Annotated in this window: 26 protein-coding genes; 1 reads left to right on the top strand and 25 read right to left on the bottom strand. The window is 40.6% G+C overall.

All coding sequences use genetic code 11. From position 1 onward, the window contains the following. Window positions 1–62: 62 nt before the first annotated feature. The 24 genes from BA70_RS17550 to BA70_RS17660 all read right to left on the bottom strand — a co-directional run bounded on the left by BA70_RS17550 (window position 63) and on the right by BA70_RS17660 (window position 20,877). Entirely contained in the window at window positions 63–326 is a 264-nt protein-coding gene (locus BA70_RS17550) for a phage holin (protein ID WP_034324985.1), read from the bottom strand. Window positions 327–349: 23 nt separating this feature from the next. Then, window positions 350–562: a BhlA/UviB family holin-like peptide gene (locus BA70_RS17555; protein ID WP_034324986.1), complete on the bottom strand. Its 213-nt coding sequence runs from the start codon at window positions 560–562 to the stop codon at window positions 350–352. Between the two features lie 39 nt (window positions 563–601). Beyond that, on the bottom strand, window positions 602–742 hold the full coding sequence (locus BA70_RS19740) for an XkdX family protein (RefSeq protein ID WP_078061761.1): 141 nt from the start codon (window positions 740–742) through the stop codon (window positions 602–604). After that, entirely contained in the window at window positions 739–1,023 is a 285-nt protein-coding gene (locus tag BA70_RS17560) for a hypothetical protein (protein WP_034324990.1), read from the bottom strand. Before BA70_RS17560 ends, BA70_RS19740 begins: the two co-directional genes overlap by 4 nt. A 13-nt stretch (window positions 1,024–1,036) precedes the next feature. Then, window positions 1,037–2,464, bottom strand: coding sequence for a BppU family phage baseplate upper protein (locus BA70_RS17565; protein WP_034324991.1), 1,428 nt, complete (start codon window positions 2,462–2,464; stop codon window positions 1,037–1,039). Window positions 2,465–2,480: 16 nt separating this feature from the next. Then, window positions 2,481–4,352: a right-handed parallel beta-helix repeat-containing protein gene (locus BA70_RS17570; protein WP_051691185.1), complete on the bottom strand. Its 1,872-nt coding sequence runs from the start codon at window positions 4,350–4,352 to the stop codon at window positions 2,481–2,483. A gap of 41 nt (window positions 4,353–4,393) precedes the next feature. Beyond that, the gene (locus tag BA70_RS17575) at window positions 4,394–6,295 is read right to left on the bottom strand and encodes a phage tail protein (protein WP_034324992.1); all 1,902 of its coding nucleotides are present in this window, start codon (window positions 6,293–6,295) and stop codon (window positions 4,394–4,396) included. 8 nt (window positions 6,296–6,303) lie between these two features. Continuing rightward, window positions 6,304–7,131: a phage tail domain-containing protein gene (locus tag BA70_RS17580; RefSeq protein ID WP_034324993.1), complete on the bottom strand. Its 828-nt coding sequence runs from the start codon at window positions 7,129–7,131 to the stop codon at window positions 6,304–6,306. Then, entirely contained in the window at window positions 7,128–10,790 is a 3,663-nt protein-coding gene (locus BA70_RS17585) for a phage tail tape measure protein (protein ID WP_034324994.1), read from the bottom strand. The genes BA70_RS17580 and BA70_RS17585 overlap by 4 nt, the downstream gene beginning before the upstream one ends. Window positions 10,791–11,017: 227 nt before the next feature. Continuing rightward, a complete protein-coding gene (gene gpG, locus BA70_RS17590; protein WP_160171278.1) occupies window positions 11,018–11,338 on the bottom strand; it encodes a phage tail assembly chaperone G in 321 nt (106 codons plus the stop codon). Window positions 11,339–11,415: 77 nt separating this feature from the next. Further along, window positions 11,416–12,024: a major tail protein gene (locus BA70_RS17595; protein ID WP_051691186.1), complete on the bottom strand. Its 609-nt coding sequence runs from the start codon at window positions 12,022–12,024 to the stop codon at window positions 11,416–11,418. A 14-nt stretch (window positions 12,025–12,038) separates the two neighbouring features. Next, a complete protein-coding gene (locus BA70_RS17600; protein ID WP_034325018.1) occupies window positions 12,039–12,431 on the bottom strand; it encodes a hypothetical protein in 393 nt (130 codons plus the stop codon). Further along, window positions 12,431–12,814, bottom strand: a complete 384-nt coding sequence (locus tag BA70_RS17605; protein WP_034324996.1) for an HK97-gp10 family putative phage morphogenesis protein — start codon at window positions 12,812–12,814, stop codon at window positions 12,431–12,433. Before BA70_RS17605 ends, BA70_RS17600 begins: the two co-directional genes overlap by 1 nt. Next, window positions 12,814–13,146: a phage head completion protein gene (locus BA70_RS17610; protein WP_034324997.1), complete on the bottom strand. Its 333-nt coding sequence runs from the start codon at window positions 13,144–13,146 to the stop codon at window positions 12,814–12,816. The genes BA70_RS17605 and BA70_RS17610 overlap by 1 nt, the downstream gene beginning before the upstream one ends. Further along, the gene (locus BA70_RS17615) at window positions 13,128–13,430 is read right to left on the bottom strand and encodes a head-tail connector protein (RefSeq protein WP_034324998.1); all 303 of its coding nucleotides are present in this window, start codon (window positions 13,428–13,430) and stop codon (window positions 13,128–13,130) included. The genes BA70_RS17610 and BA70_RS17615 overlap by 19 nt, the downstream gene beginning before the upstream one ends. Window positions 13,431–13,442: 12 nt before the next feature. Next, a complete protein-coding gene (locus tag BA70_RS17620; protein WP_034325000.1) occupies window positions 13,443–14,621 on the bottom strand; it encodes a phage major capsid protein in 1,179 nt (392 codons plus the stop codon). 54 nt (window positions 14,622–14,675) lie between these two features. Continuing rightward, entirely contained in the window at window positions 14,676–15,266 is a 591-nt protein-coding gene (locus tag BA70_RS17625) for an HK97 family phage prohead protease (protein ID WP_034325002.1), read from the bottom strand. Then, window positions 15,244–16,479 (bottom strand): phage portal protein, encoded by a 1,236-nt coding sequence (locus BA70_RS17630; protein WP_034325003.1) that lies wholly within the window; start codon window positions 16,477–16,479, stop codon window positions 15,244–15,246. The genes BA70_RS17625 and BA70_RS17630 overlap by 23 nt, the downstream gene beginning before the upstream one ends. Before the next feature lie 6 nt (window positions 16,480–16,485). Beyond that, window positions 16,486–16,686: a hypothetical protein gene (locus tag BA70_RS17635; protein WP_034325004.1), complete on the bottom strand. Its 201-nt coding sequence runs from the start codon at window positions 16,684–16,686 to the stop codon at window positions 16,486–16,488. 14 nt (window positions 16,687–16,700) lie between these two features. Further along, complete coding sequence (locus tag BA70_RS17640; protein ID WP_034325006.1) at window positions 16,701–18,428, bottom strand: terminase large subunit; 1,728 nt, start codon at window positions 18,426–18,428, stop codon at window positions 16,701–16,703. Continuing rightward, a complete protein-coding gene (locus tag BA70_RS17645) occupies window positions 18,415–18,903 on the bottom strand; it encodes a phage terminase small subunit P27 family (protein ID WP_034325008.1) in 489 nt (162 codons plus the stop codon). The genes BA70_RS17640 and BA70_RS17645 overlap by 14 nt, the downstream gene beginning before the upstream one ends. A gap of 369 nt (window positions 18,904–19,272) precedes the next feature. Beyond that, on the bottom strand, window positions 19,273–19,659 hold the full coding sequence (locus BA70_RS17650; protein ID WP_034325009.1) for an HNH endonuclease: 387 nt from the start codon (window positions 19,657–19,659) through the stop codon (window positions 19,273–19,275). Beyond that, window positions 19,659–19,838 (bottom strand): hypothetical protein, encoded by a 180-nt coding sequence (locus BA70_RS17655; RefSeq protein WP_034325011.1) that lies wholly within the window; start codon window positions 19,836–19,838, stop codon window positions 19,659–19,661. The genes BA70_RS17650 and BA70_RS17655 overlap by 1 nt, the downstream gene beginning before the upstream one ends. 121 nt (window positions 19,839–19,959) lie before the next feature. Next, the gene (locus BA70_RS17660; protein ID WP_034325012.1) at window positions 19,960–20,877 is read right to left on the bottom strand and encodes a hypothetical protein; all 918 of its coding nucleotides are present in this window, start codon (window positions 20,875–20,877) and stop codon (window positions 19,960–19,962) included. A 438-nt stretch (window positions 20,878–21,315) separates the two neighbouring features. On the opposite strand from BA70_RS17660, the gene BA70_RS17665 reads away from it, so the two are divergent. Then, entirely contained in the window at window positions 21,316–21,570 is a 255-nt protein-coding gene (locus BA70_RS17665) for a hypothetical protein (protein ID WP_034325014.1), read from the top strand. Window positions 21,571–21,631: 61 nt separating this feature from the next. Here BA70_RS17665 and BA70_RS17670 read toward each other — a convergent pair. Then, a partial coding sequence (locus tag BA70_RS17670; RefSeq protein WP_034325020.1) for an ArpU family phage packaging/lysis transcriptional regulator occupies window positions 21,632–21,987 on the bottom strand: 356 nt, incomplete at its 5' end.

Raw genomic sequence — 21,987 nt, forward strand, 5'->3', positions numbered from 1 at the left:
CATTGTTCATCTACTCCTTAAAATTGTATTAGTATTAAAAAAAGCCACCTGGGGCAGCCCTTTTATTTTGTTAATCCTTTTTGTTTTAGGACTTCTTTTTGCAACTTGCCTTTATCAGTCACATAGTTGTTTTTGAACCATGCAACAAGTGTTGTCACTAACGTGAAGACCATTGAGAAAGCAAGGTATAAAGTTTCTGTTAATGTGTTTACTTGGTCCTCACTGATCGGCAAAACAGGTTTGCCAAACATGATTAGCGCCTGGTTGATTAGTGCAATAAAAAGAAGCACCGTGCGAACGACCGTGCCTTTGTCAAAGTTTTTCATATCAAAAATTCCTCTTTTCGTTTTTATTTTTGGTTTCTTTCGATTCGATCTAATTTTTCAATGACAACGTCATATTTTTCACTGAATTTTGCTAAGACGTCATTTTGTGCGTCAATTTGTTCATTCAGCTTGTTTTCACGCTCTTTGGTCGTGTTCAAGACATAAAATAACACCCAACAAAAAAGAACCGCAAACGGTCCTTGTGTCATTAAATATTGCGCCAAATCCATTTCCAACAATCTCACCTTCTCCCGCCATAAGCATAAAAAATAAGCCTATACCTCGTATGGCTCACCTGTGATTTCCTCATATTGTTCGGGGGTGATTCTCCCCGCTGCTACTGTGTTATAAACCATTTCTTTTGACCATAATTCTCTATCATAAAAACTTTTGATTCTACTAAACCAATCAGTCATGAAGATTCACCGCCTACCGCAAACAAGTAATAAAGCTCGGCTATTTCCTTCTGCATGATCTCCATTTCTGACGGCTGCGGCTTTGGCTGCAAGCTCTCTATATACTCTTTAGAAGCTGATTCAAACCACATCTTTTTCTTTGGATCAAATTTCGCTTTATATAGTCCTTCTTCCGGCGGCACGTCAGTATAACCACTCGGAATTTCTTCATCTTCTGTTATTTTCAAATCACCCCCTATAACATAAATGAAATTCTCATCATATTGAAAAATAGTGTTCATATAAAACGCCTCCTTAAACCTTAAATGAAAAGTTAACGACGATAAACTCGGTGTTACTAGAAGTTGTCTGAATACAAAAGCGTCCATCAGTTGCAATGTACTGGCGACATATTTGCGGACCACTTGCACCGCCTGTACTTGATGCTAAACCTACGTTATATAGAGGCGTTGATGGTCTATACCCTTCATCTAGTACAAATGCCGCCACATCGCCAAGCGTTCCCCCTGTTATCGCTCCGGTAATGTGTACCCATCCTAACGCATCCTTTGTATAACGAACCCTATAATCATTATTGACTTCACTCTTATATGTTTTCCAACCGTTTACAATAGTAGGGTATTCCCATTTGCTGTTTGCATCAGCATCAGTAACGATACGTTTCCATCCTTTAAATGATCCATCAGTATGAATTGTCCCAAACCAATGTGTATTATCAGCGCTACGGATGACGTGAAAGTTTTTCCTAATACCTGTTGTAAATACATCAACGTTAAACCAAGATGTATCATTTGTGGTCGGAAGATTAGTGAAATATTGACCTGCGCCATAATAGAAGCCAGGCGGTAATTCAAACAAATTAGTTCCTCCGATTGTGGTTGGCACTGCTTGTCTAAATCCTGAATCTGTCGTCAATTTATACATCTGTGCTTTTTGGGATAACTCGTCTGTGTATGATTTTGCGTCACTCAAAGCCTTATTAGCTTTAGTTTGAGCGCCGGAAGTTGTTTCTTTTGCGTCCCACGCTTTTTGTTTGTCTTCGGTCACATGTATTTTTTGATCTGTTGCATGATCGTCCGTATATTTTTTAGCTGCTACAAGCGCTGCGTCTACTTTATCTTGTGCGCCTTGTTTGGTTTCAAGCGCTTCGAGATCGTCAAGTTTCTCTTTCATCCTGTCAAGCTGCTCTTGAAGCTCTTTGGTGATCTTATCAATGTTTCCTTGCATATCGTCAGTTCGCTTTTTTATATCCGCTTCAAGCTGCGCTGCTTTACGTTCTATTTCGATTTTAAGAGATTGAAAATCATCAATATAAAATTCCGCTGCCGGGGCAATGTCCTGATCTATTAAATTTCGATCAATCTCAAATGTAAATTCGTGAACTGACAAGGCTTGTCCATTTCGGTAATACAAATTTAAGGACGCTTGAACCTTGCCATATAGCTTGATTTCGTCATTATCTAAGACGTATTCAGCTATGCCCTCAACCTTGTCTATAAGAGTGATATTCCGAACGTTCTTGGATCCATTGTTGAATGATAGTATGAGTTTTCCGTCAACCGCTGAAAGAGGCAAAGGCACGCCATCTTTACGCAATTTGAAAATTAGCTTTGCCGTGCCTATATCTTGTGTAGAAAAAACAATTTTTGAATCGTACACGCTTTGATCATAGGCATCAACCACGAAAGGCAGCACGCCATTTTTAAAAAGTTGATTCGTCATGTTATCCCCCCTCAAATCAAGTTATATTTTCAACTGTACGTATTGGATCAACGCTATTATCGTTTAATGCTGATACTTTTCCGGCGCCTTTTAGTCGGTTTCCATAGTGTTGTATGGATGAACATTTGCTTGTTAAATACAAACCGTGTCTTCCAGTCTTTCCGTTTGCAGTGTTGTTACGGACGGCGCTATTTTTGACACCATCCATAAGTAAAATAAAGTCGTATTCATCCCCACGCTTGCCCGCATTCATGATCGTGTTATCATCGACCGATACATATTCAGATTCACCCGAGACAGATATACCCGAGAAGCCGATCTCTTCTAGCGTGTTATCATCAACCGATACATAATCACAACTTCCTTCCTCTACTCGCACACCGTTACCCTGGATGTCACTTCCTGTATTATGGTGAACTTTTCCCCGGGTGCTGCGTGTAACTAGTACGCCGTGGTGTCCAATGTTCTCCATATTGTTATCGTGAATCATAAAGTGTTTGACGTCAGACACATGAATACCGTGCCTGGTTGTGCCGTCAATTTGATTTTTTGAAATGACTACGTGATCAATGGTTTGATACCCTTTGCGACCGAAAACCTGGATTGCATGATCAACCGACATATTTTTAAATTTGTTATTTGTAATTGTGTGACGCTTTGTCTTATTGACTCTTCCCGTTTGGTTTCCGTTTTTGTCTTGCGTATAGACGCTGCTGACGCTCGGTAATAACGTTCTAACGCCGCCGGAACAACTTTCAAAGGAATTGCCGTCAATGAACACATCTTGCCATTTGTTGCCCGATACCGCCCATTCTGTGCAATCATAGACCTTGTTATTGAGAAATCGAATGCCCGAATAAAGAACGCCGTCAGTGCTTGTATGTGAATCAATGGCTCTAGGATAGCCGCCAAGCTCTGCGGATTTTCTAACCGTACAATTTTGCATCGTAAGGTTTCGTGTTGGTGTGTGATCATAAGCTCCAAACGCACCAAAGTTACTAGATGAACGCATCAAATCAGCTTGAACCGCTGCGGAAAACCATCTGTCTCCTACATAGTCCGCAAACCCTTCGAATGTCACATTGTCGATCAGCACATTTTCATTTCCAGCACAATCAAGGGCGTGACCACCACATACATTTCGCAAGGTAATATCTCGCATGATAATGCCGGATGCATGGGCAAAGCTGAAAATAGAACACTGCTGTTTGATCTCATGCCCCATGCTGTCAATTGTTCCTTGTCCGTCAATGATCAAGTTCCCGTGCCCGTTGTACTCGGTGAAACTCTCATTTGAATCACCATTTACAAACATGCTGCCAACAAAGCCACGCTTGATCGTTGCCCCTGCCTGTAAAGTGATATGAGTATTTTTATAAATCCTCACCCGTTCACGCAGCGTATAGCCTCCTGGGGGAATATAAAGCCAAATCGGGCGATCTTTTGATAATTCTAGCGCTGCTTGTAAAGCCTTTGTGAAATTGCCGTATTTGTTTAAAAACGGCTGCAAAGACACGATCGAAAGCATGTCATTGACCTTCTTTTCAAATTGATCGAAGTCATATTCAAGTCGGTCGTTTAAGGTTGGATGAATGGTCGCATCAAGCGAAACCCTTCCGTCCACAACCTCTTTTATATCGTTGCCGTCATGATTGACGATCAGATTTACAAGCCGTGACCAATAACTATTAAGCCAATGCGCCACGCTTTTCCCTCTGTGGATGATGCTTGCCGCTTCGTGAGCTTTTTCGCTTGCTTTGTGTTCCTTAATTTCAATATCTAGTTGATTCAATGCGTTTTCTGTGGAACGTGCATTTTGCGATAGATTATCTTCAAACTCTGCATTTTTTCCGATCTTGAATACTTTTAACAAGCTGAATCTTCCCATGCTATCAGCTCCTTTCATAAAAAATAGCCGACGTTTTCCCGTCAGCTATCTAAGTAAAATGAAATATTAATTTGTGCGCCGTTTGGAAGATCGGCAGCCGTTGGGCTGATCCTTTGACCGTCTTTAGCAAGCATAATATTCATGCCGCTTGGGTTTGTCGTATCAACGGTTGCGCCTGCCGTGATCCCCTTTAGACTTAAATCAAAATCAACGCCCGCCCTCGGGCTTTTCGGTTTTATGTCGAAACCTATATCAATATCTATGGTGTTCCCTATCTCGTCAATTTCAGCTCCGTCTATGCTGCTATCATCAATTGACCAGGTTTTCGTAACGCTTGAATATGACAAGCTCAAATCTTGGGAAACCTTTGTATTGATATTATTTAATTGATTTTGTGTGCTGCTTGCTATACTCTTTTGAGCCTCAAGCATTTCGGCTATTTCTTTCTTGATTAAATCCCGCTGCTTCTTCATTGCGACGGTCTGCTCTAGTTGATAGTCAATAATGTCTTTACGATAATTCGTCAGTGTGACAGACGGCTTCATATCCAAATTGAGAGGGTTATATTTGATCTCCTGTACCCTTACCTCTCCTTCAAACAGGATGCCGTATGCTGTATCTGCAATGACTGGAACAATAGCGCCTTTACAAATGTTGTCCTCAATCGCTTCGAGCTTCGGATCATACACTTTTTCAAAATCCAATTCGATAGTCAATTTCGGATAAGGGTCAACTTTCTCTTTTAGAAGTTTTTCCATGTCCTCTTTTTTTGAAATGGAATCCTCGTAAACTGTTTCTGCTACTCTCGGGCGACCATCTACAAGAAAAAGTTTTTCGTCCGGGTGAATGTATGTCACAGGTGGGAACATGTACTTTTCATCATTTTTAAAGGTCCGATAAAGTCCAATAAAATTCCCGTTAGGCACGCTCACCCGAAAACCCGTTTTCATTTTTTTCGTGTTCGGGTTTTTGCTGTCCTTTCCCTTAAACGTTGCAACGACCGTATGCTCTTTATCCTCAAGACCTCGAATCACGTCAACCGTTTCAACAACATGACTTTCTTTGCCTGTGTCTTTGTACGTGCTGAATGTTTTGTTTGTCTTTTTATCTATGTTGAACGTGATTTTCCCGCCTAATTTTTCTTTGATCAGCTTCACGCTGAAGCCTGTTCCTTTAAACGTAAAAGAGAACGTTTGTCCAACGTCCTCCGCATACATGGCATTTAAATCACTGTTTATTTTCCATTTCGCCGATTTACTATCATAGCCTTTTGTTTCCTCGCTTGCTGTGTCCTTTTCTTCCTTCACCTTTCCATAACCCTTTATTCGTGTGTAAGACTCGGACAAGCTGCTTTTAACACTAATCGTATTCATATTCGCCCTGGTATCTAATTTATAATTGATCCGCTTTTTGATTTCTTTATACACGTAAATATGATCATTGTTTACATCAAGTTCCACGACAAAAGCCGATATAAGATCGTTCATCAGCTCTAACGACTTTTTCTTGCCGAATCCTTCTAGTTTGGCTTTCAAGCCTTTAGCATCCGGCATGATGGTATATGAAAAGCCGCTCCCTTTTAAAGCGTGTTTAAGCGCTGTGTCTATGTCTATTTCTCCGCTGATTTCTTCGTCCACCTGGTTAAATGTCAGACGAACAATATACATATGGTCAGCCGTCACATTACGGAATGACACCCCGTTTTCTGTTTTCTTTTCATCTTCGACAATAACGTACCGTTGCGCTTTATGCTCGATCTCATCTATGAGCAAAATGTTGTCATTTACAAGCATATCGAAAGCAAGTTCAGTCTCGGGTATTTGTAAACACTGAAATGATAATTGCTTTGTGCCGTCTAATTTGTCCGAGACTTCGGGTTCTACATATTCCAACGGTACTTTATTTGTTGGATCGTGCTTTGACTGTACAAATAATTGATTCATCATTTCACCTACTTATAGTAAAAGCGCAAGACAAATCGTATATCAATACTGGATGCGCCTTCGATCTCAAATGGATTAAAGCCAGGGCGCAAGCTCGGAAAGCGCCCGGACGTGTCCGCCATTTTCCCATCAATCATGACATATTGACGTGTGATAACGATTTTTTGCTTTTTAGAAACTGATCCCCTTATCGTTAACGCCTCTTTCGTGGCATCATTGCGTATCTTCACGTCCTTACCTGTTAAATACATGGTGACGCTATAATCAAAGTCAATAGGATCAATTGTCACATCAGAAGCGTTGTAGACTTTGAACGTATTGGATGAAAAGCGATATTTTAGATCGTCTTGGCTTGGCAAATTCATCCCGAGATAAAAATACTCTCCGCTCAAATTCAAGGGCTTTTCAGTATTAAAAACGGTTTCGCCAAGTCCAAGCGCTGCGGTGAATTCCACATCAACTTCTTTATAATTTTTCCCGTCATCTTTTTCGATTTCGATTTCATCATCACACGTCACCAGGTAGCGTATACCGGGTGAAAAAGAACAACTAATGTAATAGGGTTCTTCTCTTACAAGCTCCCTTGTGAGCGCCGCTCTGTATCTATTAAACTGATCCGTGCTTTTTGCTTTAATATAAAATCGGGCTTTGATTTTTCTTTCTTTAAACCTTACTTTTTTCGACGTTTGTTTTAATCCAGGTCTATTTGCCACAACTGCCGTTTGACGTTCGATTGAAGCCGACACAGGCGTAAATTTTACGCAACGTAAAAAGGGAAGGTGCTCGCTGATCAATTGAAGTCCTTCCCCGTAATCCGTATAAAATTCATAGCTCAAGTCGCAAGCCCTCCCCTACGCTGCCTATTTTTAAGTAAATCCATATTATACTTGTTTAGTCCCTCAACATTTATCGTGGTGTCTTTCATGGCGATCTGTGTCAACAAACCGATCATTTGATCAAACTTGTTTTCTAGTTGCTTAATAGCATCGGCACTATCATTTTGAACAATTACATTTGTTGAACCTTGTCCCGGCTGCTCGGGCTGATAGCCTACCATTCGATTAGCTTGAGCAAGTACCTGCATGGCTCGGTTTCTTCTGAATTGCCTTAAAGGTAAAATCATTTCCCCTTTGTGGACCTCTGCCGTATGATTTCGGGTAATGATACCGCCTTTATCATAGCCAATGTACTTGCCGCCTTTTCTCATGTTGACCAAGCCCGGGTGCTTGTTAATTCCGCCATACCGACTATTCAAATAGTTGATGGCCGCAATAACCTGGTGTACGGGGTTTTTGATATTTCCGTAACCAGGTTCTTTGTTTGCTGCAAAGGTAGACGGAATGAATTGCATAAGCCCCTGGGACGGATGCCCCGCTTTAGCGTTGCTGTCCCAATTGTTAACGACTGTAGGGTTTCCGCCCGACTCTTTCATGGCGATCGTTTCAAGTGCTTTTGAAAAAGATGGGGAAATGCCCTTAATCGCAATTGCTTGAGCAACCCATTTCTTTACGGCTGCGCTGCCTCCCTCACCAGGAACAAAACCAAAGTCTTTGATCTTGTTTTTAATAAAGGAAACCGCTTTGTCCTTGATAAAAGAAAAGCTACCTTTTACGATCTGACCAAAGCCGCCTGCCATGCTCGGGGTCGTGATCCCCATTTTTTGAAGCAATGTATTCATTAGCTTGCTAGGCTTCGTAATGAAGTCAGACACATCAAGTACCAGGTCTTTCACCTTACCGAAAAGACTAGAAATGAAGTTGCCGCCCTTCCCTGTACCATCTTTGTAAAATGGCACGTCATCAAACAATGCTTTCGTTTTAGGTCCTGACAATACCTCGGTTCCTTTTGGAAGGTTCATCATTGTGTCGGTTGAAGGAGATAGCCCCATTTGACCGCCAGGCGTGATAAACAACTCTTGCATTCCGCCATCACCTAAAATGGCGGGTCCTCCTGGGTGTCCGCCCGTCCCTTTTGCGTATTTCGGCGGCGTCCATTTCGGTATTTGATTTTCCTCGGGTACGCCCACTTTACCAAGAACCCAGTTAACGCCACCTATAACACCATTCACAACAAAGGATAGTTTGTCATTCATTTTATTTGCTAATGCCTTGACACCTTTTAACGCCTCCCCTGCCATGTTTTTAATTCCATTACCGATTTTACCCGGTAATTTTTTAGCTGCGTCTACAATGTCCCAAAAACGCTTGACCATGCCGTCCTTCATGCTTGTTGCAATTGAAACGGCTTTGTCTTTAAGCCAAGTGACCATTTTCCCGGTGTTTGCAGCGCCATTTTTAAAGAAACCGACAATGCTAGACCACATTTTCGGGAAGATGCCTAATAGCCCTTTTCCTAATGATTTCGCAATCCCGAGAATCTTTCCGAAAAAGGACAATTGCACAAAATTCCATATTGCTTTAATCGAGCCGAAAAACACGTCTTTGATGCCTTCCCACATCTTGCCGAAGTCTCCCGTTAGCAAGCCCGAGAATAATTTTATAACACCTTGTATCACTTGCATTGCGCCCATGACAACACCTTTAATGTTGCCCCAAACGCTTTTGATAATAGCCATAATGGCGGGCATGACAAATTGGACAACGGACCAAATATTTTGCAAGGCTTCTGTGATCACACCGCCGTTTTCTTTCCAAAACGTTCCCCACACTGTGGCAAGCTGTCCGATAAATGACAAAATGCCGCCCAGGGCTTGTTTTACAATCGGCGCCATTGTAACAAATACATTCATCAAAATGCCGCCTATTGCCTGGAAAGTCGGCTGCATACTCTTAAATGAATTTTTAATAGTATCTATTACGCCTTTCACGGTATCAGTAGTGCTGGCAATCATATCAACCACGCCAGGCGGGAATAGCTGCGATAATATACCATAACCCTCTAAGCGTTCAGCGCTTCCCTCGCCTTGCAATATGCCCCAAATGCCCGCCATTGCCTGTTTTACTGTATTGCCAGCGCTGGACATTTGTTTCATGATCGGATCAGCAACATTAAAGGCTTTTTCAAGCATTGTAGCCGCCGCGCCTCCTAACGGCTCTAGCGCTGACAGTGTTTGACGCCCGATCTTTTTAAAGCGTGTGCCTAGATTGTCTTGCAATGCCGCCCCTGCTTCGTTAGCTTTGCCCTTTACGTCGCCGATTTTTCCATCAATGCCGCCCAGGGCATACATGGCGTCAGCCTCTAGGTCCTCCCATTTTGTGCCGAAAAGAGCCACGCCAATGTTGTTGGCGTCCACCTGGTCTTTCATTCCTTTAAGCTCTTTTAAAACGGTGTTTGATACATCCTTGACGGTCCCTTTACCTTTTAAAAAGTCTTGCCATACTTTTTGTGTCGGTTTTGACATTCCAGCCATTGCTTCATTCGTTGATTTTGAACCGTCTTTGACTCGAATTTGAAACTCTTTCATGACGTCGTTGACGTAATCTAGGTTGTAAACGCCTGCTTTTGTTCCATTGACGAGTAATTGAAAATATTCTTGCGCTGAATAACCCATTTTTCCGAATAATGTTGAATACTCGGACAGGTTATCGAACATCTCATTTGAAAAATTCAATCCGTTTTGCGCTCCATAAGTCATGAGGTCAAACGCATCACTTACAGACACGCCAAACCCTTTCATAAGGTTGTTGCCCGCTCTCGCAACTTCGTTTACTTCTGAATCAAAAGCATCAGCAAGCACCAGGGCTTTTTTAGTTACGTCCGTGAGGTCCTTGTCTGCAATGCTTCGGATATTTTGTTTAATTTGAAACAAACCATTTCTTGCATCATCCAAATTCTCTCCGAATCCCTGCGACCACACGTCTTTTGCTATGCCTGTGAGCCTTTTGGCTTCATCACCCGTCAAGCCTAGCTGCGCTCTTAAACGCCCTTGTGAGGCTTGTATATCAGCCGTCATTTTTGCACCAAGCGTGCCAACGGCTGCCGTTAATGCTCCAATGGCTGCCGTACCCGCCACCGCTGCCGTAGCAAATCCGCCCTTTAAAATGCTTGAAAGTTTGGATACCTCTTTACCCGCTGCCGTTACATCATTAGATACATTTTGATGACTTGTTGCTAAATCGTCGGCGCTGTTTGCTGCTTCTGATTCCGCACGCTCAAGCCGTTCAACCTGGCTTTGTGCAAGCCTTAAAGCATTTTGCATGTTGCGATAGCTTGTTATTTGAGAGTTTAAGCGTTGTGCGTATTTCTGCGCCTGGGTTGATCCCTCTCCATATTGCTCAACTTGCTTTTCATATGCTTGTCTATAGGAATCTACAATTCTTTCTTGAATCTTCAATTGATCCGACAATCCCGACACCTTACTTTTACTTTCACCGAGCTTGTCATCCAATGCTTTAAATTCGGCTGCGGTTGCTTTGGTTGCGGACTGTGCCGTTTTAAGCTGCTGCCTCAAGGCTGTGACGCCTTTGTCAAACCCTGTACTATCTAATGTCGTATTAACGACTAAAGAACCTATCGGACGCCCTTCTGTTGCCATATGGTTTACCTCCTTTCCTCAAAAATAAAAGAAGGCTTAAAAGCCCCCTGGTCTTAAAATCTGATCTATTGGAACACTGCCCTCGCTTTGCCCTTTTCGATTCGCAAGACGCAAAAATCCGTTCAAGTCCATGTTGTCTATTTCATGATACTTGTACCCTTCTTTCATCAAATCTTCGTAAATATCATCTAATGAATCTAGGTAATCTTGCCACGTTTCTAAATGCTCTATTTCTGTGCTTTCACCGCTTTCTTTTTCGAGCCGTCGTTTCCCTTTTTTTGTCCTGTCACTTGCATCAATACATCCGCAATGGTTTCAAATGCCTTGTCAGACGGAATGTTGTCTAAAAAGTCATCATATGAAAATTGATCCCCGAATACACCCACTACATAAGTGACCATTTCATCAAGCATTGCAGCACCTTCCATTTCCCCCTGTTCTGCTTGAGCTTGTATTTCAAGCGCACGTCTTAATTGACGAGCTGACGGCATATCCTTTGTGTACGTTTTTTCTTCTTTTGTTTGTGAATCAATCATTGTTAATTTCAACATATTAAACACCTCGTATATTTTTTAATGACTCCAGTTTAACCAGGTAAAATAAATTACCTGGCTATCAGAAAACACTATTTTTTTGTTGTGGTGCTTGATGGCGCTTCCGCTGTTCCGTTGTCGCCATCAGTGCTAGGGGCGATCCCTTTAAAGACAAAATCATAAAATCCCTTTTCAGTGAATCCATCGCTTGCACTATGCGCCATGACATAGGTTAAACCATCAGATTTACGGGGCATGAATTGTCCCTCAATAGTTGGCGTGATAAATTCGACTTTATCCTCTTTTGTTTTGCCTTCTGTGGACGGAATACCGAATTTTCCTCTTAAAAGCGCAACATACCAAAAACCGCCCTTTGTTTTCTGCCGGAATGTGACAGCAACGAAAGGCGGGTCAGTATCTTTTCCATATGTCTCAAGCCAACCGCCGATTGTTTCAGCACCTAGCAATTTGTTTTTCATTTCGGTTGTAAGATCAGCCACGCCAATTTCTAGCTTTGCTTCGCCAACTCCCGAGCCTTCTTGATCAAATACCCCATCATCCCCGTAAAGAACGGCAATTTCCGAGCTTGGTTCTAATTTTGATTCAATTGCCCCAGGTACATTTATTACTTCGGTTGCTTCTGTGGCGGCGTCATCCTCAAAAACGCCGACTCTAATATCTCTCAATCCTGTTGTAGCCATTTATTTCATCCTCTCTATTTAAAAGTGATTTCTATTTCTTTGTTTGCTCTGTATCGCCTTGCATATCTGTACAGTTGTATATCCGGGTCTTTATCAAATGCGGAAGCGTATTGTTGATAGTCAGCCGAAGCCATCAAACGATCAATAATCGGTTGTATTTCTTGCGCTTCCTTGATTGTCCCGGTCCATAAATCTATTTGTATATCAACGCTAATGCATGTCGCTTGATCATCCTCATACGCATTACGATAGCTTTCAAGCTCATTAATACGGATCATTGGGGCTTGATCTACCTTTTGATCTAACTCCGGCACGTCCACAAGAAAGACTTTTTCATCCGGCACGTAGCTTGTCAGATCGGCTGATCCCGTCAAAATCATTTCGACTTCTTGGATTGGCAGCATCATCATAGCCCGAGCAACCCCCTATAAACACTTTGCATTTTTGATAAAACGAGTTGTTCATATTCATTGATCGTTCGCTCGATAAAACTTTGCGGGCGCTGCTTGATCGTTCCGAAGTTAGTAAAATGCAGCCTATAAGCCGTTTCCTTACCATAGCCAACGGTTGAAAATATTTCCCCGTCCTCTCTTGGTTTGGAATAGAAAACATCTGATTTTAAATGCTTCTTATTGCCGCTATCGCTATCAAATGGCGTGTTCTTTTCCAAGCCATCCGCCATCAGCTTTGCTCCTGCAAGAACGGCAGCCTTTTCCGCTTTTACATTTTGACGAGCCATCTTTTCAACGGCTTTATATGTTTCTTCTAAACCAGTAGCCTCTAGCGCCATCAACTCACCTTCTTTACAAAGACATTGATCAAGTCTTTGTCCTGCTCGTTTGGCAGAATATCAATGACTTGATAAAGCTCGTTGGTCAAGTGGTCCTGTACGTGCATAGCGTTTGAAATGGTCGATACTTGTTGATAGCGAATAACATACGTCAAACTATCCTCTAAAACCGTTCCGGCTGTTGATAGCTTTTCTCTTAATTTTTGGTCTCGCCGTTCCGCCCAGGTGGTGAAAAGTCTTTCTAATGTGGTCGTGTTCTCCCTGGATATAGGGTCCTTTTGGTTTCCCTTTTTAACGAAAGATATCGGCGTATTTAATCGTCCGTAGTCCATGAAGGATACTCCCCTTTAAATTGTTGAATGTACGACATAACGCCGAACGGCACTTCTTGTAAATTCTTGTTTGATACCGCTGATCGGTTCTCGTACCTGTGACCGCAAAGCATCATGACCGCATCATCAAAACAAGGGTTATCAATAAAAAAAGCGTCCCTCTCTTTCGATAAGGTGACGCTATCTTTAATAAACTTTTCAGAAGCCGCTTTTATGGTTTCTAGCATTTTGTCATCCAGGTCATGAGTGATCCTTAAAGCATGTTTTAATTCTTCAAGGGTCATATTTCTTCACTCCTATTCTGTAGCGCCTGTTTCAACTGGCGGCTTGATTGTTACATAAAAGCCCGCATTTTTGTCCGCTTGCTTTACGTCGAAACGAATAGCAAGGGAAAGGACTTGACCATACACCGCATTTTCAACCCACTTCGCAACAACGTCTACACGATTGGCAAAGAAGGCAGCTCGTTTTAAGTCACCGATAAACATGTTCATATCACCGACTTTTTTGCCGAGTAATGTATCATCAACAACTTTGATCGGGCTTCCGAAAAGCGTTTTGCCGGATGGTGAAGAAATGTTACTTTGCAAGATGTATTGACCGTTTTTGTCTTTTAGCGTGTCTAGGAATTGAAATGCGGATGACGTCGAAAGAACATTACGGGCATAGGCTTGCTTTAAATCAACATTTAAAATCTTTTTAATGTCGTCCGTTCCTGTAACTGTTTTAGCTGTAAACGTTTTTAAGACACCCGCAATTTTTGTATTTCTTGTATTTCGTTTAACTTGTTGCAAATGGTCCGCTACAAGTGCCGTCAAATCTACGCCAGCGTCATCAATTGATTCTTGAGAAATAGCCAATTGACCACGATACGTTTCAACTTTCCATTCAATGTTATTGAATTTTGGGTTTGCTAGGTCGGGGTTTTTCTCAAGCTCCGCAACTGAAACAAGTTCAGTTTCTGTATTTTCTAAAACTGGATATGAACCGGATGGTGCTGTCACATTGACTTTATTCACAAATTCAACTAGATCAACAATATCTTCGGGCGTTTTCTGCGGTGTCGTAATGACTTCAATCGGAATAATTGCCGCTGCTCCTTCTGTTGTCAAACCGTCTCGGACTTCACCTCTAGTACGCAAGAATGTTTCAAAGCTGCGGCGTTGTTCCTCAATTCCTTTATCCAAGCGCACATGCGGCGTGACTAATGGAAGTGATCTTTGTTCATCTGTTCCGGCTTGTCCCGCTTCCGTGATTTCTTCCGCTTTCATTCCTGCCAATTCTTCTAATTCTTTTAGCTTTTCTGTCATTGTCTCAATCTCTGCTTTTAAAGAAGTGATCTCATCTTTAATCGTTTTTGCTTCTTCTAGCTTGTCTTCTTCCGCTCTTTGATGAGCTTCTTTGATTTTTGTATTGATAGCCGTTTGTCTTTTTGTAATCTCTGAACGTAATTCCTGGATTTTCTCTTTTAACATGTGTACATGCTCCTTTTCCAAATAAAATAAGCACCCGCAATGTACGAGTGCTTTCTAAAGACTTAATTCAATTAGATCAAGCTCTAACTTGATTTTTTCTTTTTCTAAATGGCTGCTTTGATGCTGCTTTAAATGCCGCTGGGCGATCGAAACATCTGTGTCTTCATAAGCCGGATAAGTGACGATAGAAACATCAGTAATCCTTGAAATGTTGTTTAAGCTCCTCAACGGCAGCCCCGATTTTTCATCTCGTTTAAAGCTGTCGCCATTTTTGGCAAGATGAAAGCCGAATGAACAATTTGAAACGTTGCCAAGTCTCAAGTTTTCATATAGATCGTTTGCGTATTGCGTGTTCGGTAAAGACAATTCAAACCGCAAGCCAATGTCATCCACAGATAGTTTCAATGTTCCGGCTTTGGTCCTTCCCAAAATTTTAGAAGGATCATGATCAATAAGCGCCCTTACATCTGACATATCAGCATTTTGCAGCGCTCGTTTTTCAATGGTTTCGATAAAGCCGCCCAGGTTTTGGCTGCGTGTACCAAATTTCAATGCATAACCTGTGATCATCCTGCCTTTATCGGTTTCTTCTGTCGCCTTTAGCGAACCCTCTTGAATGGCTCTAATCTCCTTTTCCAATATCATCACCCCCTTTATCAAGTGAAGGAATGGGAAGCCCCTTCGCCTTTGCTTTTTGGATTTCGTCCATAATGTCAACATCCACAAAATTCAAACTCATAAAGCGCCTATCTCCATTTTCAATAGGCGCAATCCCGTATTCTGCTAACGCATCATTCTGTGAGTAAATGCCGTTTTGCAATAAAGCAATGACATTTTCCCGCTTTGTTTTAGCGTCCGTTTCCTTGAACCGTCTTGCATCAAACTGAAAACGTTTGGTCCTGCTTTCCGGGTAAAAAAGCATTTTGAAATTTAACTCCGCTGTAATGGCAGCAAAGTAATTTGAAAGCGTGTTTGTCAAATAATCCAGGTTCGCTTGTTCTAGTGAAGTGTTCACTTGCTCGATCCCCAACTTATGAGGCGGCAACCCGAACACTTTCGCAATTTGTTTGGTTGAATGCGTGTAGTTATTGACGATCTCAAGAACCTTTGTACTGATTTCAAGCTGCTTAAAATCTTCGTTTTCGCTCAAGACCGCTATTCTTTGTTGATTTCTCACACCCGAATTAACTTTCTCAAATTCATTACGCAAGTTTTCCCTTGCTTCGGGCGATGGTACGCCTTTTTTAAGCGTTACAATGCCGCTCAAATTTGTGCCACGTCTAAAAAAGTCCGTTACAAGCCTTTTACCCGCTTCCTGGCTTTCAAGTTCATGCTTGAGACATGATAAGAGGCTCTTTCCGTTTACCCCATCCAGTGAGGAAAACTTGATATGCAGCACGTCAGATGGTTTCAAAATAGTTTCTTTTCCGTCAGAAGGATAATAACGGTACACAATATCGTTTCGTCCCTTTATCTGATCGACCGAGACTTCACTATTTAACATGTGAATAAGCTCCCAGGGCGTGCCGTGTTTATCCCGTTTGATAAAAGCAAACGATTGACCGTTTAAAAGCGCATTGGCGACAAGAATATATTTGAATGAGTACCCGGAGTAATATTCGTTAGGGCGCTCGTTGATAAGCTGAAACAGGTCACTATCCTTTTCTTCTATTCCGTCGTTTCTTATCATGATCGGACTTGCTGCTATGTCTGACGCTAAGACGTGAACCGCTGTGAACACATCACTATTTTTAATGGCTGTTGCCGGGACATAACTTAAACCATCTAAGCCCACCAAAATTTCGTTAAATTCCCTTCGTCCTGCGCTTTGTTGATTGATTGATCTAAAGAACGCCAATTTCCTCTACCCCCTTTCTGTTTCATGGTTGAGAAGAATGGCAACAAAGACTAACAAAATACCACTAGCCGCAATCCCCAAAATCATCCCGACCATATAAACGGCGGTATTGATAAGGATTAGCCCTAACAAAAACAAAAGAGTATGAAGGTTCGATATGAAGTACCGCCATACTCCTAAAATTAGATGATTAAATTGTTTCGGCACTCTTTCCCCTCCTTCTATATTCCAAAATCTTCACTTTGATAGTAGGCGTCCCAATCTGTTTCGTTTTGCTCGTAATGGTACATTGCTTCTGTATATGCATTCATTAATGCAGCGATCGGGTCAATTTTTTCCCTGTTCAAATCCTTGTCGATCTGCACCGTATCATTGACCTTTTTCAAAATGGCGTTGTTAATTGCCAGGTTGAGTAATGGGTTGTTTGTATGGAGGAGACGCTGATCCATGACATTGAGTCTAAAGTTTTTCGTTGGCTCTGATAACGTCCTTACCCCTTGCCTTACTTCAAAAGCAGGGTAGCCATATTTTTCAATTTCATTGAGGAATAACGAAATGTTATATGGATCATAAAAGATGCCCTTTACTTGCAAATCATATTTCGTTATGTGATCGACCATGTAATCAATTACTTGTTGTAAATTAATGATGCCGGACTCTTTGTCTGTTATTGTGCAATACCCTTCTTGCTCAAGCCTTCTATAATCAATTTTGTCACGCTGTATCTTGTTTTCTAAACCGCCTTTTCGCCCGACAAACGAATGACTATCAACATAAAAATTTTCCTCGGCGTCCTCTAAAGGATAAATAAAGCCTAGTGAAGATAAATCTTCTGACCTGGATAAATCCACACCGATATAAACAGGCTTCCCGTATATATCCGGCTTCTCCTCAACGGCGCAATCTTTCCAATCGTCACCGTTCAATAAACTATCTGACGAAGCAGAACGCCACAAATTAAAGTTTTTAACAAGCGTTCCGTTCAAATCGTCTTTTTCCTGGGCTTCTTTCAATTTTTTGCGTAAGTTCTTGAGCAATTTCTTTTTCATACCTTCAACTTCAAGTAATGGGTTACTTTTTATCCAAGTGCTTTCGTCGCTTATCTCTTTTTCGTCATCCTGCTCATAGACAACGGCAAAATAATTTTCGTTCTCTTTCTTCCCGCTCAATATATCCGTTACATATGGATATTCTTGTGCATACATAGGACCGTTGAGCTTAAAACCCGCTGTACTAATGATCAAGATAAGCCCCTGGTCTTGCTGACCTTGTGAGGACTCTAAAACCTCAATCATTTTTGTATTTGTAGCCGTGTGAAACTCGTCAAGAATGCCAATCAAGACATTTAAGCCGTCAAGGTTATCTGTATCACGAGATAACGGCATGATGATGCTATCCGCATGTAAAAAACGTATCTCGTTTTGAATAATCTTAGTGAATTTTTTAATTTGTTTTGATTTTGCACGCAACTTTCTGAGCTGCATGACGATCATGTTAAAAACCGCTTTTGCTTGTTTACGAGAATTTGCCGTCGTGTAAATCTGCCTATCGTATTTAGGCGCATCACCGAAAAGTAATTCATATAAAGCGATCCCGGCAACAAGAACGGATTTACCGCCTTTACGTGCCATGCTGATATATGCTTTTGTAAATCGTCTATATCCTGTTTCTTTGTCTCGCCAGGCAAATATCATATAAACAATAAACTTTTGAAAGAGTGCTAATGTCGTAGGTTTACCCGTTGAAATATCCGGCAGTATTTCAAGAAACTTTACAACCTTCGCCCCTTTTGATGGCTTGTACTCGTATGGATAGTCAGGGTCTTTTGATTTTTCAAGATCCCGCAAATGTCGTTTGCACGCCTGGATGACTTTTTTACTTGCTACAATTTCCCCGTTTACTACTTTTTCAGCGTAAAGAGTACCGGGGTCTTTTTTAATCGTCGTCATCCTGCCTCATTGCCTCAAATATATCGTCATCCTCGCTCTCTTCACCTAAACCAACTAGACGTAATCGAGCATCAAGCGCAAGACCAAGTTGTCCCGCAATGGCTCGAATCTCTTTCGACATTTGCATCATGATTTCAATAGACGGGTTTTTCTTTTTCACTTCAAACCCTTTACTATTCACTTCAAAAACGACTTGTCCCTCTGCTGCCACATCTTCTAGCGCCTGTCGATACTGTGCATAACTATTACAGTACATAGCCAACAAAGTGCGATCCAGTTCCGATATTGGCAGCTCGATAATATGAGGGTAAATTCTTACCCATTCGTTTTTTGCCATTGTTGACAGCCAATAAGGCGGGTTCTCTTTCAATGGCGAAATGCCTTTCAATTTTTCTTCATGCTGCTGCCGCTGCTCTCGTTCTTCGTTTGATATTTGCCCTTTTAATGTGTCCGTCATTTGTTTTCTTCTCGCCAATAAAAACCACCACCTTTCAGCAAATCCAACCTATTAATTTTAGGCAAATAAACAAATGAGAAATACTGCTCTATCTCAACGCCTGTAAAGGACCAAGCCATTTTATGAATGAGTGAAAAACCGCAAAAAACGGGAAAAATCAAAACTCCATTTCAACACTTTTTTTAAAGTTGAGGGGACGCCGATTTCCAGGAATCAAAAAAGCCCACCCCGTTCAAGGTCGGGGGGACTTAAAATACTTTCTGTACATTTTCTTCGCTGATTCATAGGTATGTCCATCTAATAATGATTCTTGCTTTTTGTTAGTCACGTATACTTCCACAAATTCTTTTTTCTCTTCACTCCATAGGCTCACAACTATATTTTGTTTCATCTTTTCCCCTTCTCGAAAGTAATCTGATTATGATGAAACTGACAAAGCACTTCAAGGTTGTTTAAATCATTACGCTCTATATCGTCATGAAATACCTCTCTAAGCTCTTTATACTTATGATGGACCACTAACCTATTGGACATGTTTACACGTCCTTCTGCGGCACATACAGCGCATCTGTAATGACTCTCACGCTTCTTTGCTTCTCGAAGTGATTTCCATTCTCTGCTTTGATAGTATTTGTAATGCGCTTCGTTCTCCCTGCTGTACCTCACATCTTTGTTGTATTGCTTATCAGCATAACCCTGGTGCTTCATACAATAGCGTTTGGTCCAGTCTATATATTCTCGGCAGGCGGGAACGTTACAACGTTTCAAGGGCATCACTTATTACCTTCACTTGTAAAAGACTCAAGCGTTTGACAAAGATGTATATTAAAGCTGCTTTGAATTTCGTCCTTAATTCTTCGATCAAATTCTTTTTTAGCCCCTGAATAATCTTCATAAAACTCTAGGTAAGGATCGCAATCATAATCCGTTAAGACTACATAGACCGATTTCATGAATCTACACTCTCCCTTTTTTATTTGATCTAAGCCGCCCCTGTTTGTTAGCCGCCATTGATTTTGTAAACAGACAGGGCGCTTTACATAAAATAAAAAAAGCACCTCAATGGGCGCCAGTTTAAATTTCTATTTTATTCATTTCTTGTTTGATTTTTAAAATTAGATCTACATCAGAAATAGGAGAATAAACAACATAGTCTAGATATTGTTCTTTACCCGTTTTGAGAAACTCATAAAATCCTTCTAATAAGGTTCTGAAGTATTCATCGACTCTACTCTTAGATGGATCTTTACCAACATAACCATTACCAGCAGCAAAAGACTCTAGTCTTACAGCAACATCATAAGATTTAAAACTTTCAAAAGGCACTAATTTCAGTTTCGAGTCTTTTGTAATAATGATAACTGAATTAACATTATCATCACCATTTAATAACAAACTTTTTATTTTCTCTTTGCTTAAGAACTTCAATTCATCATACGGAACTATCTCATTTTCTAAAAAATCTATTGATTGTGTAATACGATGATCCACACTCATTTCTCGGTAATGAGATAAGTGTTCGAGAAAGTTTTCCCTATCTGAATCATCCCAAAATAGCTGTTTACTTCCAAAAACAGTTCTTGAAAAAGTAGTTTCATCTAATAAATTTCCCTTTAATGAGAATATTTCTTTTGGAGTTAAAGGACAATGAAAAAAAATAGTATTATGCTGATTGGCATTTAAAAAAAGATGTAGTGCTCTACCTTCATCATCAGACAAGTCTACATTATTTAAAAATCCATCAACCACAATCAAATCATATTTATTTTGATAAACTTCATATGATTCATTGATTACATCTTCATATGTGAAAATCGCAGTTTTAAACCTATTGGCATTGAGTGCTGTTAAAAAATCTTGCATTCCCCTCCGAGATTTATCCATTTCAGCACTAAATAAAATTACTCTTTTTAGCTCTTTGCTAATTACCAAATTTTCTAAATAAGTTACTGTTCTTTCATTACTTTCATTTTTTTCAATACCAACAAACATCTGAAAATCCCTGCTCTCCAAATAGGATTTGAAACATTATGTTTCATAGGAAAATTATAATCATCCTTTTTAAAAAATGCAATTTTTTCCTAGTATTCATAAGCTAAAACACTATTTGGAATTACATAAACTTTGAGATGAAATATCTACCTCTCAATCTATCGCATAATACAATATTACAACCTTTTTTCTGTCATGCTGCGCCAACATTACGCCAAAAACACGCCAGTTTTCCGCCAATAAAACGCCAAAGATATAAACACCGTTAATCGGTGTTAGGCACTCTTTTTAAAAAATATGAAAATTATCACCTGTGAAAATAGGTAATTTTAAGGTTTTTTTACATTTTCCGACACAAATTGTTTTTTCTCTTTGATACTATTAAATCAACCCATTAACATTTAATGGGTTAAAATACAAATTAAGGAGAGGATTATTATGAAAAAATCACCAATCAAAAAAGCTTTATTAGCCGTTGCCTTTTCTACATCAATGTTATTTTCCATGAATACCGCAAGTGCAGCAAGCATCGATGCATTAGTGTGGGTCAGAGATGCTTATCCTAATGCGTGGAATTATGTATTAGTCAAAGTAAATGGTAAGAATTACACTCAAGTTTGGACAAGTAGTAACAGTTATTTCCTTGTTGAATGCAAAGAGTTAACTGATGGTAAATGTTGGGTCCAATCTTAATAGTTTTTAAGACGACTTCCTGTTTAGGGAGTCGTTTTTTATTTCAAAATAAAAAACACCTCTAAACGGGTGCTTTAAATACAACTTCATTGAGAGCATAAGCGAGATCAAGAAACGTCTTTCCTTTCAGGCGTGTATACGATCTTTCGCTCATGCCGATCTCGTTGTAAACCTGGTAATCGAAAACAGGTTCTTGCTGCATGTAACGTTTAATGATTATTTGCCTCTCATTATAGGGAAGACGATTGACCGCTCTTTGTACCTTCTCAAGAAAGGCATTTCGTTTCTGTTCCCACTCAATCCGTTTAATTGCTGTGCTTTCAGTGGATGAGCGGAAAGAATTGGTTGTGGCGGGCGGCACTATGCTGAATCCTCCTGTTATCTTAGGCAGAATATAGTAAGGATTTTTAATCTGAT

Origin of the sequence: Bacillus zhangzhouensis (assembly GCF_000715205.1) — a bacterium.
Classification (GTDB): domain Bacteria; phylum Bacillota; class Bacilli; order Bacillales; family Bacillaceae; genus Bacillus; species Bacillus zhangzhouensis.

What these genes read in the sequence shown, in the direction of transcription:
- BA70_RS17550 (WP_034324985.1), bottom strand. Translation starts at nt 326, where the DNA reads ATGAAAAACTTTGACAAAGGCACGGTCGTTCGCACGGTGCTTCTTTTT.
- BA70_RS19740 (WP_078061761.1), bottom strand. Translation starts at nt 742, where the DNA reads ATGACTGATTGGTTTAGTAGAATCAAAAGTTTTTATGATAGAGAATTA.
- BA70_RS17560 (WP_034324990.1), bottom strand. Translation starts at nt 1,023, where the DNA reads ATGAACACTATTTTTCAATATGATGAGAATTTCATTTATGTTATAGGG.
- BA70_RS17565 (WP_034324991.1), bottom strand. Translation starts at nt 2,464, where the DNA reads ATGACGAATCAACTTTTTAAAAATGGCGTGCTGCCTTTCGTGGTTGAT.
- BA70_RS17570 (WP_051691185.1), bottom strand. Translation starts at nt 4,352, where the DNA reads ATGGGAAGATTCAGCTTGTTAAAAGTATTCAAGATCGGAAAAAATGCA.
- BA70_RS17575 (WP_034324992.1), bottom strand. Translation starts at nt 6,295, where the DNA reads ATGAATCAATTATTTGTACAGTCAAAGCACGATCCAACAAATAAAGTA.
- BA70_RS17585 (WP_034324994.1), bottom strand. Translation starts at nt 10,790, where the DNA reads ATGGCAACAGAAGGGCGTCCGATAGGTTCTTTAGTCGTTAATACGACA.
- BA70_RS17595 (WP_051691186.1), bottom strand. Translation starts at nt 12,024, where the DNA reads ATGGCTACAACAGGATTGAGAGATATTAGAGTCGGCGTTTTTGAGGAT.
- BA70_RS17600 (WP_034325018.1), bottom strand. Translation starts at nt 12,431, where the DNA reads ATGATGCTGCCAATCCAAGAAGTCGAAATGATTTTGACGGGATCAGCC.
- BA70_RS17605 (WP_034324996.1), bottom strand. Translation starts at nt 12,814, where the DNA reads ATGGCGCTAGAGGCTACTGGTTTAGAAGAAACATATAAAGCCGTTGAA.
- BA70_RS17610 (WP_034324997.1), bottom strand. Translation starts at nt 13,146, where the DNA reads ATGGACTACGGACGATTAAATACGCCGATATCTTTCGTTAAAAAGGGA.
- BA70_RS17615 (WP_034324998.1), bottom strand. Translation starts at nt 13,430, where the DNA reads ATGACCCTTGAAGAATTAAAACATGCTTTAAGGATCACTCATGACCTG.
- BA70_RS17620 (WP_034325000.1), bottom strand. Translation starts at nt 14,621, where the DNA reads ATGTTAAAAGAGAAAATCCAGGAATTACGTTCAGAGATTACAAAAAGA.
- BA70_RS17625 (WP_034325002.1), bottom strand. Translation starts at nt 15,266, where the DNA reads ATGATATTGGAAAAGGAGATTAGAGCCATTCAAGAGGGTTCGCTAAAG.
- BA70_RS17640 (WP_034325006.1), bottom strand. Translation starts at nt 18,428, where the DNA reads ATGACGACGATTAAAAAAGACCCCGGTACTCTTTACGCTGAAAAAGTA.
- BA70_RS17650 (WP_034325009.1), bottom strand. Translation starts at nt 19,659, where the DNA reads ATGCCCTTGAAACGTTGTAACGTTCCCGCCTGCCGAGAATATATAGAC.
- BA70_RS17655 (WP_034325011.1), bottom strand. Translation starts at nt 19,838, where the DNA reads ATGAAATCGGTCTATGTAGTCTTAACGGATTATGATTGCGATCCTTAC.
- BA70_RS17660 (WP_034325012.1), bottom strand. Translation starts at nt 20,877, where the DNA reads ATGTTTGTTGGTATTGAAAAAAATGAAAGTAATGAAAGAACAGTAACT.
- BA70_RS17665 (WP_034325014.1), top strand. Translation starts at nt 21,316, where the DNA reads ATGAAAAAATCACCAATCAAAAAAGCTTTATTAGCCGTTGCCTTTTCT.